Origin of the sequence: Microbispora triticiradicis (assembly GCF_005864065.1) — a bacterium.
GTDB lineage: Bacteria > Actinomycetota > Actinomycetes > Streptosporangiales > Streptosporangiaceae > Microbispora > Microbispora triticiradicis.
This window is the reverse complement of sequence record NZ_VANP01000014.1, coordinates 24,028-38,746: the sequence shown is the minus strand read 5'-3', so window position 1 is coordinate 38,746 and position 14,719 is coordinate 24,028. Positions and strand designations below refer to the sequence as shown.

At 72.0% G+C, this 14,719-nt stretch carries 13 protein-coding genes and 1 tRNA gene; 8 read left to right on the top strand and 6 right to left on the bottom strand.

What is annotated here, in order from left to right:
* Positions 1-43: 43 nt before the first annotated feature.
* Positions 44-118, bottom strand: a tRNA-Arg gene (locus FED44_RS28455).
* 128 nt (positions 119-246) lie between these two features.
* On the opposite strand from FED44_RS28455, the gene FED44_RS28450 reads away from it, so the two are divergent.
* Both FED44_RS28450 and FED44_RS28445 read left to right on the top strand, forming a co-directional pair.
* On the top strand, positions 247-636 hold the full coding sequence (locus FED44_RS28450; protein ID WP_244302343.1) for a response regulator transcription factor: 390 nt from the start codon (positions 247-249) through the stop codon (positions 634-636).
* 485 nt (positions 637-1,121) lie between these two features.
* On the top strand, positions 1,122-1,808 hold the full coding sequence (locus tag FED44_RS28445; RefSeq protein ID WP_138462648.1) for a DUF5666 domain-containing protein: 687 nt from the start codon (positions 1,122-1,124) through the stop codon (positions 1,806-1,808).
* Between the two features lie 47 nt (positions 1,809-1,855).
* On the opposite strand, the gene FED44_RS28440 is transcribed toward FED44_RS28445, so the two are convergent.
* Positions 1,856-3,253, bottom strand: a complete 1,398-nt coding sequence (locus tag FED44_RS28440) for a glycoside hydrolase family 16 protein (protein WP_187405981.1) — start codon at positions 3,251-3,253, stop codon at positions 1,856-1,858.
* 319 nt (positions 3,254-3,572) lie between these two features.
* The gene (locus FED44_RS28435) at positions 3,573-4,085 is read right to left on the bottom strand and encodes an anthrone oxygenase family protein (protein WP_138462647.1); all 513 of its coding nucleotides are present in this window, start codon (positions 4,083-4,085) and stop codon (positions 3,573-3,575) included.
* Positions 4,086-4,166: 81 nt separating this feature from the next.
* Between FED44_RS28435 and FED44_RS28430 the strand changes: the two genes are divergently transcribed.
* Positions 4,167-5,114 carry an AraC family transcriptional regulator gene (locus FED44_RS28430; protein ID WP_138462705.1) on the top strand — a complete coding sequence of 316 codons (948 nt, stop codon included), beginning with the start codon at positions 4,167-4,169 and terminating at the stop codon, positions 5,112-5,114.
* A 124-nt stretch (positions 5,115-5,238) separates the two neighbouring features.
* Here the strand turns inward: FED44_RS28430 and FED44_RS37765 are convergent, their stop codons facing one another.
* On the bottom strand, positions 5,239-8,049 hold the full coding sequence (locus FED44_RS37765; RefSeq protein ID WP_138462646.1) for a glycosyl hydrolase: 2,811 nt from the start codon (positions 8,047-8,049) through the stop codon (positions 5,239-5,241).
* Between the two features lie 208 nt (positions 8,050-8,257).
* Here FED44_RS37765 and FED44_RS28420 point away from each other — a divergent pair, with 208 nt between their 5' ends.
* Positions 8,258-9,640, top strand: coding sequence for a GH1 family beta-glucosidase (locus tag FED44_RS28420; RefSeq protein ID WP_111700725.1), 1,383 nt, complete (start codon positions 8,258-8,260; stop codon positions 9,638-9,640).
* A gap of 41 nt (positions 9,641-9,681) precedes the next feature.
* Positions 9,682-10,677 (top strand): LacI family DNA-binding transcriptional regulator, encoded by a 996-nt coding sequence (locus tag FED44_RS28415; RefSeq protein WP_138462645.1) that lies wholly within the window; start codon positions 9,682-9,684, stop codon positions 10,675-10,677.
* A gap of 15 nt (positions 10,678-10,692) precedes the next feature.
* Here FED44_RS28415 and FED44_RS28410 read toward each other — a convergent pair whose 3' ends face one another.
* Positions 10,693-11,031, bottom strand: a complete 339-nt coding sequence (locus FED44_RS28410; RefSeq protein ID WP_111700727.1) for a rhodanese-like domain-containing protein — start codon at positions 11,029-11,031, stop codon at positions 10,693-10,695.
* Between the two features lie 36 nt (positions 11,032-11,067).
* Between FED44_RS28410 and FED44_RS28405 the strand changes: the two genes are divergently transcribed.
* Entirely contained in the window at positions 11,068-11,706 is a 639-nt protein-coding gene (locus FED44_RS28405) for a TetR/AcrR family transcriptional regulator (RefSeq protein ID WP_111700728.1), read from the top strand.
* A 265-nt stretch (positions 11,707-11,971) separates the two neighbouring features.
* Positions 11,972-12,586, top strand: coding sequence for a hypothetical protein (locus tag FED44_RS28400; RefSeq protein ID WP_138462644.1), 615 nt, complete (start codon positions 11,972-11,974; stop codon positions 12,584-12,586).
* Positions 12,587-12,687: 101 nt separating this feature from the next.
* On the opposite strand, the gene FED44_RS28395 is transcribed toward FED44_RS28400, so the two are convergent.
* On the bottom strand, positions 12,688-13,884 hold the full coding sequence (locus tag FED44_RS28395) for a hypothetical protein (RefSeq protein WP_138462643.1): 1,197 nt from the start codon (positions 13,882-13,884) through the stop codon (positions 12,688-12,690).
* A gap of 110 nt (positions 13,885-13,994) precedes the next feature.
* Between FED44_RS28395 and FED44_RS28390 the strand changes: the two genes are divergently transcribed.
* Entirely contained in the window at positions 13,995-14,636 is a 642-nt protein-coding gene (locus tag FED44_RS28390; RefSeq protein WP_111700731.1) for a tetratricopeptide repeat protein, read from the top strand.
* Positions 14,637-14,719 lie beyond the last annotated feature (83 nt).

Below are 14,719 nucleotides of genomic sequence, written 5' to 3'. Positions count from 1 at the left end.
CGTTGTTCGCCCTGGTCAGCGGCTTGATCCGCTGGTCAAGGTCTGGTGCCCCCTGCAAGATTCGAACTTGCGCTCCCGGCTCCGGAGGCCGGTGCTCTATCCCCTGAGCTAAGGGGGCTCAACCGGGAACAAGGCTACCAGCACTTGAGGGCCGTTCGTCACACCAATACGGCTGTCTCGACGCCGGGGCGGGCGGATCGGCGAAAACCGCGCGCCCACCCCTCCTGATTGGCTAACTTGGCGCCCGTGGGTGAGCTTCTGGGACGCGTGCTGGTGGTGGATGACGACGAGGTCATCCGGCAGCTCATCGCGGTCAACCTGACCCTTGAGGGGTTCGAGGTCGAGACCGCGTACGACGGGCAGAACTGCCTGGACCGGGTGGGCGACGTCGCTCCCGACGTCATCACGCTCGACGTGATGATGCCGCGCATGGACGGCTGGGAGACGGCGACCAGGCTCCGCCGGGATCCGAGCACCCAGCACATCAAGGTCATGCTGATCACGGCCCGCGCGCAGGAGGACGACCGCAGGCGGGGGTTCGACATCGGTGTGCACGCCTATCTCACCAAGCCCTTCGACCCCGCCGAGCTGATCCAGACCGTACGGGACCTCGTCGAGAGTCCCAGACCGCTCTGACCCGACCAGGAGGTACGGCCTCAGGCTGATCAGACCGGGCCACAGGAACGCCCGCCCGGCCGCCGGCCCGATGCCGATCATGCACATGCTCGCCGGGGCCGGCTGGCTGCGGGTCGTATTCCGGCAATCGCCTCCGGACGATTGCTTTACCGATCACGCGGTGACCGCCGTACTCGACGGGGTAGGGCGGCGAGGGGATCCGAGGGCGGGCCGACCGGCGCAGACCGGCGGCTGACCGGACGGATCGCGGGCGGCCCGGCCAGGTGTGCCGGGCAGCCCTTCTGGGCGAGACCGCGTGCGCCGCTCTGCGATCAGTCGCGCCATGTACGGGCCGCACACACCGGACACGCGAGCCTTTCGCCACGGGCACAGCCGCCCATGTCCGCGCATATCCGAGCCACGCCGGCCACTTCATACCGCGCTGCGCCGCGCCCGAGGGCGGCGTGGCCCGCGCCGCCTGGAGGCCGAGCGGAGGGAGCGAACCGATGACCAGTCCCGAATTCCGCAGGAACGCGGAGGAGAAGCCACCGTCACCGCGAGGGAAACGGCCTCGTCTTCTCCTCGGAGTCGCCGCGGCGCTCACGATCGCCACCGGTGCCGGCCTCGCCGCGGCCTACGCTCCCGGCGACCACGCACCGTCCCGTGCCGTACCAGCGGGCCAGGCTGGTCAGGTGGAACACGCGAAACAGGAGCGGCCCGGCCCGATCCAGTTCGGCGCAGGCAGGCTCGGCCTGGCGGAGCTCGCCTGGCTCCGGCAGGGGCAGCCGCGGCCCGGGCGGCCCGGCCAGGACGACTACCAGACCTTCACGAGCCAGACCGGCGCGGTGGATTCGGTGCGGAGCGACTCCATCTCCGTAGGCGGCCGGGCCTACGCCGTGGACGAGTCGACCAGGATCGTCTCCGACTACAAGGGCCTGCAGGGCATCCAGCAGGGCGACCAGGTGTGGGTGATCGGCACGCCGGGCGACAACCCACGTGCGGTCCTGATCGCGGACGCCAGCCGGCCGCCGCTGCCGGGTCACGGCGGAGGCGGCCCGGCGGCGCCGTCTCCGCCCGGTGCTCCGGGTGCTCCCGGCGCTCCGGGCGAGGCGCCGGGGCAGTCGCCCGGCGGCTCCCCTCCCGCCACGCCGACCGAGTCGGAGTCACCCGCGACCGTCCAGCCCACCGGCTGACGAGGCGAGCACGGACGGGGACCCTCATGGGTCCCCGTCCGGACGGGTCAGGACGTGGCGAACGTGAACCAGTTGAGGTTGACGAAGTCGGCCGGCTGGCCGCTGCTGAAGGTGATGTAGACCGTGTGCGTGCCGGTGACGCCCGTGATGTTGGCCGGGACGGTCTGCCAGCTCTGCCACCCGCCGGTGTTGCCGACGGCGAAGTCGCCGATCGGGGTGGCCGTCGGGCTGTCGAGCCGCACCTGGATCAGGCCGCTCACGCCGGCCGCCGCGCCGGAGGCGACCCGCGCCTTGAACTGCCGCGCCGCCGTCGAGCCGAAGTTCACCTTGTCGTAGCGCAGCCAGTCGCCGTTGCCGATGTAGGCGACGTTCTGCCCGCCGCCGGCGTCCTGCGTCGCCTCAAGCTGCGTGCCGCTCTGCGCCTGGTACGCCTCGGCCTGGATGGTGGAACGGGCGTCCACGCCATCCGACGGGTTGCTCGGGGTGGCCGACGGCGACGGGTTGCTCCCGCCGCCGCTCTGCCAGACCGCGACGTAGTCGACGAGCATCGGCCGCCCGGAGACGGTGGCCGAGGTGGGCGTGGAGAAGCCCGCGACCCCGTTGGGGAACCCGCCGCCGACGGCCACGTTGAGCAGCAGGAAGTAGCCGGAGTGGGACGTCATGTTCGACCAGGTCGTCGCGTCGAGCTGGTTCTGGCTCACGCTGAAGAACTGCTGGCCGTCGACGTACCACCGCAGCTGGTTGGGGCTGACGCTGCGGTCCCACTCGAAGCGGTAGGTGTGGAACGCCGACTGACAGGACGAGCCGGGGCAGGCCCGGTTCGTGCCGAGGCCGTTGGTCTCGTTGCACGGCCCGCCGGGGTTCACGCCGCAGTGGAGGGTGCCCCAGACGGCGTTGACGCCGTTGACGTTCTCCATGATGTCGAGCTCGCCGATGGACGGCCAGTTCTGGTAGTTGCCGCGGTACGGCGAGCCCAGAGCCCAGAACGCCGGCCAGTAGCCGAGGGCGGCGTTGCCGGTGACGTTCGGCATCTGGATGCGGCCCTCGATGCGCAGGACGCGCCCGTCGGCGGGCTTGAAGTCGGAGCGGCGCGTCTCGATGCGGGCGGAGGTCCAGTTCTGGCCGCTGCCGATCGGGGTGATGCGCAGGTTGCCGCCGCCGTCCAGGCTGAGGTTCGCCGGGTCGGCCGTGTAGTTCTGGATCTCACCCGTTCCCCAGTTGCCCGGGCCTCCGGGGTACGCGTGACCGGTGTCGATGATCCAGTTGCTGGACGACGGCAGCGATCCCGACGAACCGTTGAAGTCGTCGGACCAGACGAGCGACCAGCCGGACGGCGTCGCGGGCACCGACGCGTCGGCGGGCCGTACGGCGAGGGCCGCGACCGCGGCGGTGGCGGCGAGCAGCGCCACCATCGAGCGCCGCCATGGGGAGTGGAGCACACGCATGAGTACCTCTCTCCTCGGTCCGGTCGTCGCGGCGAGGGGATGGGGGGTGCGGGTGGGCCTCACGGGCGGAGACGAATGCACGTCGGTACGGCCGGACGGCGGTGTCCGGCGAGGAGCCGTGAGGGCCCGCGCACCGCGATCGCGGACCACTTGAGCGCCACTGTCCCCTTCGAATCTCACTCGCGTCAAGAGGCTCTGTGAAATCTGAGAGAGCGTTCTCTCCCGTTTAAGGTGCCCATAAAGGCTGACAAGCGAGAGCGCTCTCTGCTCAGATACGCACCCGGATCGGGGGCGCAGCGACGAACGGGAAAGCGCCCTGTCAGGAGCCCCGGCCCCAGCGGTAGGCGCCGTACCCCGTCAGCAGCAGGCTGACCGCGCCGGCCGCGGCCCGTAAGGAGTTCCAGGTGGTCCACCGGGCCGAGTAGTCCGACCAGATCCGGGCTGCCCGCGCCGGGTCGCCGTGGACCGCAACGGCGGCGAGGGCGTCGTTCATCGGCACGTTCACCACGGCCGTCGGCAGGATCACGCCGGCGGCGTACACCGCGGCGGCCGCGAAGAACGGCCAGGCCGCGCCGGAACCGGAGCGGGTCAGCAGCAGGGCGCCCGCCGCGGCGGCGGCCACCGGGGCGAGGACGAACGCCGCCAGGAACACCGGGTTCTGGATCCTGGCGTTGACGGCGTTCATCGCGTCGATCGCCGAGGAGGCCGGCGCGGCGTTCAGGCCCGGCATGACACCGACCGAGAAGCCGAAGAAGGTGCCCGCCATCCCGGCGGTCATGAGCATGGACAGGGCGGCCGGAACAGCGACCGGGATGTCCGGTGTCGTCGTCATGGTGATCAGTCAATCGGCGGACGGCGCCGGGCGACATCGCCGAGAAGCTCGTCCGCATACGTGGCCGTCTACGATCTGGCCATGGACGCGCTCGCCGACCTCCTCGACGGGCCCCGGGCGCGCGGGGCCTTCCTGCTGCGGGCGACGCTGAGCCCGCCCTGGTCGGTACGGATCCGGGACGAGGCGCCGCTGTGCCTGGTGGCGATGCTCCGCGACCAGGCGTGGATCACCCCGGACGGGGACCGGGCCGTACGGGTGGGACCCGGCGACGTGGCGGTCGTGCGCGGACCGGGCCACTACACGGTCGCCGACGACCCGGCGACCCCGCCACAGGTCGTGATCCATCCCGGGCAGGTCTGCACCACCCCGGACGGCCGAAGCCTGTCGGCGGAGATGGACCTGGGCACGCGCGGCTGGGGCAACGACCCGGACGGCTCGGCCGTGCTGCTCGTCGGCACCTACCAGGCGCGCGGCGCGGTCACCCGGCGACTGCTGGCGGCGCTGCCCACGCTGCTGGTGCTGCCCGGCGACTCCTGGGACGGCTCCCTCGTCACGCTGCTCGGCCGGGAGATCGGCAGGGACGAACCGGGTCAGGAGGTGGTGCTCGACCGCCTGCTCGACCTGCTGCTGATCGCCGTGCTGCGCGCCTGGTTCTCCCGGCCGGACGCGCGGGCCCCGGGCTGGTACCGGGCGCACGGCGACCCGGTGGTGGGGCCGGTGCTGCGGATGCTGCACGCCGAGCCGGCCCGGCCCTGGACGGTCGCCGAACTGGCCGGCCGGGCGGGAGTCTCCCGCGCCGCGCTGGCGCAGCGGTTCGGGAGGCTGGTCGGCGAGCCGCCGATGGCCTACCTGACCGGGCTGCGGCTGGCACTGGCGGCCGACCTGCTGCGTGAGACGGACGCCACGCTGGAGGCCGTGGCCCGGCAGGTGGGGTACGGGACCGCCTTCGCGCTGAGCACGGCCTTCAAGCGCGAACACGGCGTGAGCCCTCAGCGGTATCGGGAGAGCCTTCGGCACTCGGCCTGTTGAGGGCCGCGAGGAGACACCTGCCCCGGCATGCGCAGGCGTCCGCCGCCTCAGGCGCAGGCCGAGGAAGAGCGCCGTGGGCGGGCGGCACGTCGCTCTGGACGTGCCGCCCACCGCGGGCCGTTCGTCAGGACGTGGCGAACGTGAACCAGTTGAGGTTGACGAAGTCGGCCGGCTGGCCGCTGCTGAAGGTGAGGTAGACGGTGTGCCTGCCGGTGACGCCCGTGATGTTCGCGGGGATCGTCTGCCAGGCCTGCCACCCGCCCGTGTTGCCGACCGCGAAGTCACCGATCGGGGCCGCGGTTAGGCTGTCGAGCCGCACCTGCACCAGGCCGCTCGCCCCGCCCGCCGCGCCGGAGGCGACCCGCGCCTTGAACTGCCGCGCCGCCGTCGAACCGAAGTCGACGTTGTCGTACCGCAGCCAGTCGCCGTTGCCGATGTAGGCGACGTTCTGCCCGCCGCCGGCGTCCTGGGTCGTCTCCACCTGCGTGCCGCTCTGCGCCTGGTACGCCTCGGCCTGGATGGTCGAGCGCGCGTCCACCCCGCCGGACGACGGAGACGGAGACGGCGAGGGCGACGGGGACGGCGAGGGCGACGGGGACGGCGAGGGCGACGGGGACGGGGACGGTGACGGGGACGGTGACGGGGACGGGGAGGAGGACGTGCCCGCGCTGGTCGCCGTGGACCGGGCCGGGACGGTCAGCGTCCTGCCGTCCGAGAACGTGACGACCCTGGCCGACGAGCCGAAGTTGTGCGCGACGTACGTCCGCGCCCAGCCGTTCACGAACACGGCGGCGGTCGGGCTGTCGGCGGTCACGCCGGGGTCGACCACCCCCATCCTGGCCAGGTTGTAGATCCAGTGGTAGACGTGCGCGAGCGACTCCCCCGGCTCGGGCGTCAGCGTCGTGTATCCGGCGTCCCACGCGCTCTTGGCCGCGGCCGGGTCGGCGAGCGCCCGGAACTCCCAGATGACGTCCTTCCACTCGACCGCCGGGCCGCCGTTGCCCGCCTCCATCTCGGCCAGGTTCTGCTTCACGTCGGCCTGGTACAGCCCGTGGTAGAGCGATCCGCCGGTGACCGGCAGCACGTTGATCCCGTGGATCTCCTCCGGGTTGGCGGTCCACCAGGTGGAGTACGCCGCGCCGGAGCCCCAGATCATCCCCGCCGTGTCGTGCCGGAACCCGGCCGGGAAGACCGCGTCGTCCTTGTCGAACCAGTACTGCGCGACGGCCGACGTCTGGGTCGTGTGGAGGTAGACGCCGAGGTCGCGCAGGGCGGTGTCACCCGTCGCCGCGCCGAGGAGGATCGCCCCGGCCGCGAAGTTCATCGCCTCCGACGACGACTCCTCGTTGTTGCCCGCCGCGAAGCCCTGGTGCCCGGACGCCCAGCCGTTGCCGGCGTACGGGTCGAAGTTGCGCAGGAACGGGAACCGGGTCTCCGACCTGTCCCAGTTGTTCGCGTCGGCGGCCAGGAGCTTCGCCATCGGCGCCCAGTTCGCCGCCCAGGCCGCGTCGTACCTCGCCACGGTCGCGGCGGCCATCAGGTAGTAGCCGTAGTGGAAGTGGTGGTCGTTGACCTCGGTGTCGCTGCCGTACGAGGCCGGGTAGCCGGTGAGCACGCCCCAGGTGGAGTCGTAACGGAACTGCTCGGCGCCCCCTGCGGTGAACCAGCTCTCCAGCTCGCCCTTGAGCAGCCCGAGCAGCCGGTCGCGGGAGGCCGTGTCACCGAGCTGGTCGGCGATCGGCACGAGCTGGGCGAGGCGGCCGAGCGCCTTGCCGGTCCAGTAGGTGTCGGTCGCGCCCTTCCACGGGTCGGCGGCGTTCGCCTCCTGCCTGACGTAGTCGCCGAGCCTCGTCCTGTCATACGCGCCGAGGTCGGGCAGCGACGGCAGCACGCCGTGGAACGTCTGGGCGGTGGTGAACGACGTGCCCTCGCGCAGCTTCATCGTGCCGCGCGGCGAGACGTACGTGTACGACGTCAGCGGGCTGCTCGTGGCCAGCCACTGGTGGCGGTAGAGCGCCAGCAGCGTCCCGGTCTGCGTGCCCTCCTTGGCCGCCGTCGTCGCCGTGTAGGTGGTGGTGAGCCGCGCCGCCGCCTCGTCGTACGACCAGGTCACCCTCGTCCCCGTGACGAAGCTGAACGCGTACTTGGCGAACAGGTCGAGCGTCGAGGCGGAGGCGTCGGGCAGCACGGCGACCGAGAAGTAGTTCCTCCCGCCGAGCGCGTCGGTCGCGACCGTGCCGCCGAGGCTCCAGTCGGTGCCGGACGGCCCGAAGATCCCGTAGTGGTGGCCGTTCACGGTGACGCCGAGGACGTTGCCCCGGTCGGCCCAGACCGTCGGCGTCGCCACGAACACGACCCGGGCGTCGCCGCCGCTCGGCGTCGCGTAGACGTACGGCAGGCCGTGCCCGATGGTGGCCCTGAGCGAGCGCGCGCCGTCCGACCAGTACGGCGTGACGGTCCAGTCGGACCAGTCGTCCACCCTGGTGTCGGGCGAGTTGAGGCCGGTGACGCCCAGCGTGAGGTCGCGGGCGTGCGGGAACTCGTACTGCCGCCCGTCGGAGCTGATCAGCGGGGTGGTGGGATAGCTCACCTCCAGCCCGCCGGCCACCGCGTGGAAGGCGAGCGGGTGGCCGTACATGTTCTCGGAGTACGGGTTTCCGGCGTACCGCTGGAAGGCGAGCGACGACCACCAGTCGTTGGTGGGCACCTTGCGGGTGACGTTCGAGGTGACCTTGGGGGTCACCGGGGCTCCGTCGGAGTTGGCGGGCCCGCTCGCGCCGGCGGGCAGGTCGGTGGTGTAGCCGCCCGCCCCGACGGGCACCGTGGCGGCGCCGGCGGGCGTGGCGGGGAGGACGGGCAGGGACAGGGCGAGGGTGGTCAGGACCGCGAGGCCGAGTGTTCTGAGGGGAAGGGTTCTGAGGGGACGAGACGGCATGGGCGACCTCCGCTGGGGGGTTCAACGACTGCGGAGGCGGAACCCGGGTCCGGGACCCGGCGGAACGACCTCGGCAGCATTGCTGGAAGCGCTCTCAGCGTGGTTGACGCTAGGCGTGCTGAAATAGGCTGTCAACGCGCGAGGAAAGTTTCACGACGAGTGCGAGAGCGCTCTCTCTAGGAGGAATCGTGCAGGGAGCTGTGAAGCGTTGACCACGGAGACCACCACCACGCGGGGAGCCGGTTCACCGGGACCGGTGTTCCCCGACGGCTTCGTCTGGGGAGCCGCCACCGCCGCCTACCAGATCGAGGGCGCCGCCGCCGAGGACGGCAGGGCCCCCTCCATCTGGGACACGTTCTCGAAGGCGCCGGGCAACGTCGCCGACGGCCACACCGGCGACGTCGCCTGCGACCACTACCACCGCTACGCCGACGACGTCCGGCTGATGGCGGACCTGGGCCTGGCGGCCTACCGCTTCTCGGTGGCCTGGCCGCGGGTCATGCCCACCGGGGCGGGCACGGTGAACGCCGCCGGTCTCGGCTTCTACGACCGCCTGGTGGACGAGTTGCTCGCCCACGGCATCACGCCGTACGTGACGCTGTATCACTGGGACCTGCCGCAGACCCTGGAGGACGCCGGCGGGTGGGCCGCACGGGACACCGCCGCGCGCTTCGCCGACTACGCCGCGGTCGTCCACGGGCGGCTCGGCGACCGCGTCCGGACCTGGACGACGCTGAACGAGCCGTGGGTCGCGGCCTTCCTCGGCTACTGCTCCGGCGTGCACGCGCCGGGCAGACGCGATCCGGCCGCCGCGTTCCGCGCCGCCCACCACCTGCTGCTCGGCCACGGACTGGCGGCGCGGGCCCTGCGCGCGGCCGGCGCCGCCGAGATCGCGCTCACCCTCAACCTCTCGCCCGTGATCCAGACGGACGGCGGCGAGAGCGAGGCGAGGGTCGTGGACGGGCTGCTGAACCGGCAGTTCCTCGACCCGGCCCTGCGCGGGCGCTACCCGGAGGATCTGCTGGAGATCGTCGCGCGCCACGGCGGTCTCGGCCACGTTCAGGACGGCGACCTGGACGTCATCCACCAGCCGATCGACCTGCTGGGCGTCAACTACTACAACCCGACCTTCGTGTCGGCGGCGCCCGGCGAGCCGGCCGCCCCGCCCTTCCCCGGCAGCGAGGGCGTCCGGTTCGATCCGCCGCCCGGCCCGGTGACCGCGATGGGCTGGCCCATCGACCCGGCCGGTCTGGAGACCCTGCTCGTACGGCTGTCGCGCGACTACCCCGAGGTCGGGCTGCTCATCACCGAGAACGGCGCGGCCTTCGACGACCACGCCACCGGCGACGCCGTACACGACGACGACCGCGTCGCCTTCCTCGACGGCCACCTGCGGGCGGCGCACGCCGCGATCGCCGCGGGAGCGGACCTCAGGGGTTATCTCGTATGGTCGCTGCTGGACAATTTCGAGTGGGCCTACGGCTACCACAAGAGGTTCGGCATCGTGTACATCGACTACGAGACCCAGCGGCGCGTTCCCAAGGACAGCGCGCTGTGGTATCGCGATGTCATCAGGCGCAACGGGCTGTAGGGGCCGTCGGGAACAGAGGGCTGCATGAGACTGGGGGACGCATGAAACGACCCACGCTGGAGGCGGTCGCGGCGCGGGCGGGAGTGTCCCGCGCGACCGTCTCCCGGGTCGTCAACGGGCAGCTGACGGTGACCCCGCAGATCAGGGATGCCGTCATGCGCGCCGTCGACGAGCTGGGATACGTCCCCAACTCGGCGGCGCGCAGCCTCGTCACCCAGCGGACGGACTCGGTCGCGCTGGTCGTGTCCGAGCCGCCCACCCGGGTCTTCTCCGAGGACCCGATGTTCTCCACGGTCATCCGGTCGGCCAGCCTTGAGCTGGAGGCCGCCGACAGGCAGGTCGTGCTGATGCTCGCCGGCTCTCCGAAGAGCCACGCGAGGATCGAGCGCTACGTCGCCGGCGGCCACGTCGACGGGGTCATGCTGATCTCCATGCACGGCGCCGACCCGCTGCCCGCCGCCCTCGCGCGGATGGGCGTCCCCGTCGTCTCGTACGGCAGGCCGGCCGTCCCGGTGCCCCTGCCGTACGTGGACAACGACAACGTGGGCGGCGCGGAGAAGGCGGTGCGCCACCTGCTGGACAGCGGCCGGCGGCGCATCGCCACCATCGCCGGCCCGCAGGACATGATCGGCGGCCAGGACCGGCTCACGGGTTACCGCGACGCGCTGCGCGACTCCGACCGCCGCTCGATCGTCGCCGTCGGCGACTTCACCCGGCAGTCCGGCGCCGTCGCCATGCGCCACCTGCTCCAGGACGACCCGCACCTCGACGCCGTGTTCGTGGCCAACGACCTCATGGCGATCGGGGCGCTGCAGGCCCTGCGCCAGGCGGGCCGCCGGGTGCCGGACGACGTGGCGGTCGTCGGCTTCGACGACATCGAGGCGGCCCGCTACACCGAGCCCCCGCTCACCACGATCAGGCACCCGGTCAGCGAGCAGGCCGCCGCGATGGTCCGGCTGCTGCTCGGCCTCCTCCGGGGTGGCCCGGCCACCTCTGTGGTCCTCCCCACCGAACTCGTCGTCCGCGAGTCCGCCTGAACTCCCCGAGACCGGTCAGGACGCCGTGGTAAGGGACTCCACCGGCAGGCCGGCCTCGACCCAGTCCTGGATGCCTTCCCGGTACTTGCGCACGTCGGTGTATCCGAGCGCGGTCAGCCGGTTGGCCACGGCCTGGCTGTTGGGGCAGGAGGGGTTCGAGCAGTAGGTGACGATCGGGGCGTTCTTGTCCGGGAGCAGTTCGGCGGCCCGCTCGGCGACCTCCGCCTCCGTCAGCGGGATCGCTCCCGGGAGGTGCTGCTGGGCGTGGTATTCGCCGCCCAGCGCGTCGACGACGGTGACGGTGCCGGCGTCGATCGCGGCCTTGAGTTCGTCCCTGCTGATGAGCGCGGTCATTGCGTCCTCCAATTAACTGGACTACAGTCCGTTTGTGTGAACGCCTCGAAAATTACCGGACCACAGTCCGGTTCGTCAAGGGACCTCACCTCTCTGCTGGCGGACCCGCCCCGCGAACGCGCGGACGCCGCCCGCAACCGGCTACGGGTGCAGGAGGCGGCGGCGAAGCTGTTCCGCGAGCACGGCGTCGAGGCCGTCTCGATGGACGCGGTGGCGGCGGAGGCCGGGGTGGGCAAGGGCACGCTGTTCCGCCGGTTCGGGGACAAGTCGGGGCTGGTGGCCGCCCTGCTCGACGACAAGGAACGGGACCTGCAGGAGCGCATCCTGTCCGGGCCGCCGCCGCTGGGGCCCGGCGCCCCGGCGGGCGATCGGGTGCGGGCGTTCGTCGCGGCCTACACCGACTACCTCGTCGAATACCTCGATCTGCTCCGCGTCTCCGAGACCGCGAGCCCCGGCGCCAGATATCGGATCGGTGCCTACCGTTTCTGGCACCGCCACCTGGCGATCCTGCTCGCCGAGGCACGCCCCGGCGCGGACGCCGACTACCTCGCCCACGCGCTGCTCGCCCCGCTCGCCGCCGAGCATGTCACCGCCGTGCTGCGCGAGTGCGACGCGGCGCGGGTCGCCGCCGGTCTGACCGTCCTCGCGGACGCTCTCGTCACGGATCGGTCGTAATACTCCGCTTGGGCTTGGCGTGCCCGGGGATGACGGGCCTTCGATTCCGGGTCCCGGCTCACATGCCACGGCCCGGGTGCGGCGGCGAGTCCATGCCGCGGAGCCCGCGAATGATGCGTTGCCCACCATCCGGCGCGGCAGATGTGGCAGCCTTGCTCACGCAAAGCTGTGCCCCGGCTGCGTACCGTAGCAGAGGCAACACCGGGGCTTATGTCACTCACAGTAGCACAGGGGGCACGGGCGCGAAATGGAGGAGGCCGAGGCCATGCGGCTGCGGGAGGTGCTGTCGGTCGCCCGTATCGCTGAGTACGAGGCGCTGTGCGACGGGCAGACCAGAGCCGCACTACGCCTGCACTGCTGGAACACCGAGATCTGCGCGGCGTTCTACGGCCCCCTGCAGTACCTGGAGGTCGGGCTGCGCAGCGCCCTCAGCCGTGAACTGGTGAGGCTTTTCCAGCGGACCGACTGGTGGGAGGAGGCCGACCTGCACTTCGGCGCCCAGCGCAAGATCAGCGAGGTCAGCGATCAGCTACGCAGGCAAGGCCGCGCGGCCATTCCCGAGCAGATCGAGAACGAACTGCCTTTCGGCTTCTGGGCCTCCCTGCTCGGCCCCGGCAACAACTACGACCAACGCCTGTGGCGTACGGCCCTGCACCGGGCCTTCCCCGGCTATCGAGGCGGACGCAGGGAACTGCACCGCTATCTCGACCACCTACGCGTGCTACGCAACAAGATCGCTCACCACTGCCCTATCCACCACCGCCACCTTCAGGCCGACCACCAGACCATCCTGCAGTGCCTCGGCTACATCGACGCCGACCTTGCGTGCTGGGTCGACCGGTACAGCCGCGTGCCCGGCGTTCTCGCCTGCCGACCGTGACCCTTCAGAGGTAGGTCCGCACCCGTCCGAAGAAGATCACCGCCGCGGTGAGCGGCTTGTCGCCGGCCGCGTTCGGAAGACGCGACACCTCGGCTCGGGCTTCAGGCGAGCGCGCCGGTGATGCGGGTGAGCGCGTCGAAGGAGGCCAGGCCGTACGCGTGGAAGTCCACGGCCCCGGCTCCGGCCGTACGGGCGGCGCGGACCTTGGCGGCGAGCCGGTCGGCCGAGTCGGTGTCCGGGGCGCCCGGACGCAGCACGACGCGCAGTTCGGGGTTCTTGCCGATCGAGCGGCGGTAGGCGGCGACGTCGTCGGCGATCCGGGCGGGGTCGCGGGCGTAGCCGAGGACCGCGAACGACGGGACGAGGTCGCCGAGCGCCACGAGGTCGATCCCGAGCTGCCAGGAGTCGTGCGCGGCCAGGGCGGCCGAGGGCAGCCCGTGGGCGTAGCCCTTCGCCGCCCCCGTCGCGTCCGCGAACGTCAGCCGCGCGCCCTCCGCCGTGACGGCGGCGGCGACCTCCCCCACCAGCGAGGTGACGCTCTCGGAGCGGGCCCGCGCGTACGCCACCGCCTCCGGACCGGCGTAGGCCGTCAACGCCGCCCGCGTGACCTCGCCCTCCGCAGGGGGATCGCCGTCCAGCACGCCCCCGACGATCCTCGCGCACTCCTGCCTGGCCGTCTCGGCGTTCACCCCGAGGTCGGCGGCCCGGCTCATGCAGTGGGGGCAGAAGCACAGACCGAACAGGAAGGCGTCCATCGGCCCGAGCGGCACCGAGCACCGCTCGTAGCCGAAGGCCGCGAAGTGCAGCGACTCGGCCACGACCGTGTCCACCCCCTGCCGGGCGACGGCCCGGGCCAGCGCCACCGCGTACGCCCGCACGTCGGGGTGCGCGGGACACAGGTCCGCCGGAGCGCCGCGGTCGCCGAAGCAGTTCTCCACGGTCACGTCGGGGTGGGCCAGGCCGATCGCGGTGTTGCGCAGGAAGACGGCCCAGCCGTGCAGCCGCAGCCCCCGTTCGGCGCAAGCCGCGCGTAGTTCCTCGATCGGCCGGTCCTCCGCTCCCGGCTGCACTGGCGGGGCCAGGCGCAACCCGCCGAACAGGTCCTCCGGCGGGGGGAAGTGGACGCCGTCACGGCGCAGCGTCAGCCGCGTGGCGCCGTGCGGGGTGACGTCCCTGGCCTGGTGGTAGGCCGCGGCCACCGCGACGCCGCGAACGCCGTACGCGGAGGCCCGGTCGAGCAGCCCGCGCACACCCTCGGCGCGCAGGTCCTCGACGAAGACGTACAGAGCGCTGTCCATCGATCAGCGGCCCCCCTCGCCCTCTCCCGACCACCTCGGTGGATCGTACTGGACACCGTCCCGGGAGTAGACTCGCGCCCTCGCACCGATGATCACAGAGGGGATCGGGCATGAGCGGCGACCCACGAATCGAACGGGCCGGCACGCTCTACGAGCGGGCGGTCTTCGGCGGCGACGCCTCGGCCCTCACCGAGGCCGACCGGGAACTGGACGCGGTCGAGGCCGATCTCGCCCTGGCGCGGGGGCGGGTCGTCCACGCGCGGTCCCTGGAGGGCGGCGAGGAGGACCCTCGTGAACCGGACCTGTTCGAACGGGCCGCCGATCTCTACCGGCGGCTCGGCGACCTGCGCGGCGAGGGCGAGGCGCTCTTCTGGATCGGCTGCTTCCACCAGGTCGTACGGCGCGACCACGAGGCGGCCGGGACCGCGTTGCGGCGGTCGTACGAACTTGCCGAGGCGACCGGCGACACGCTGACGATGTCGTACGCGCTGAGGCACCTGGGCGTCGCCGAGCACATGGCCGGACGGCTGGAGCCGGCGCGGGAACTCCTGGAGGAGTCGGCGCGGCTGCGCCGGGAGATCGGTTTCCAGCCGGGCGTCGCCGCCAACCTGGTCGGGCTGGCCTACATCGCCGCCGCGCAGAACCGCGGGGAGGACGCCCTGCGGCTGCTCGGCGAGGCCGCCCGGCTCGCGGAGGAGAGCGGCGCCGAGGGCGTAGCGCGGCAGGTCGCGGAGGCCCGCGCGGCCCTCTGACGACCGCGGCGCTCCGATTCGCCGTACGTGCTGCGTTCGATGAAGTGTTCGATATAGGGTGTGACCGACGGTGATGGAGAGCT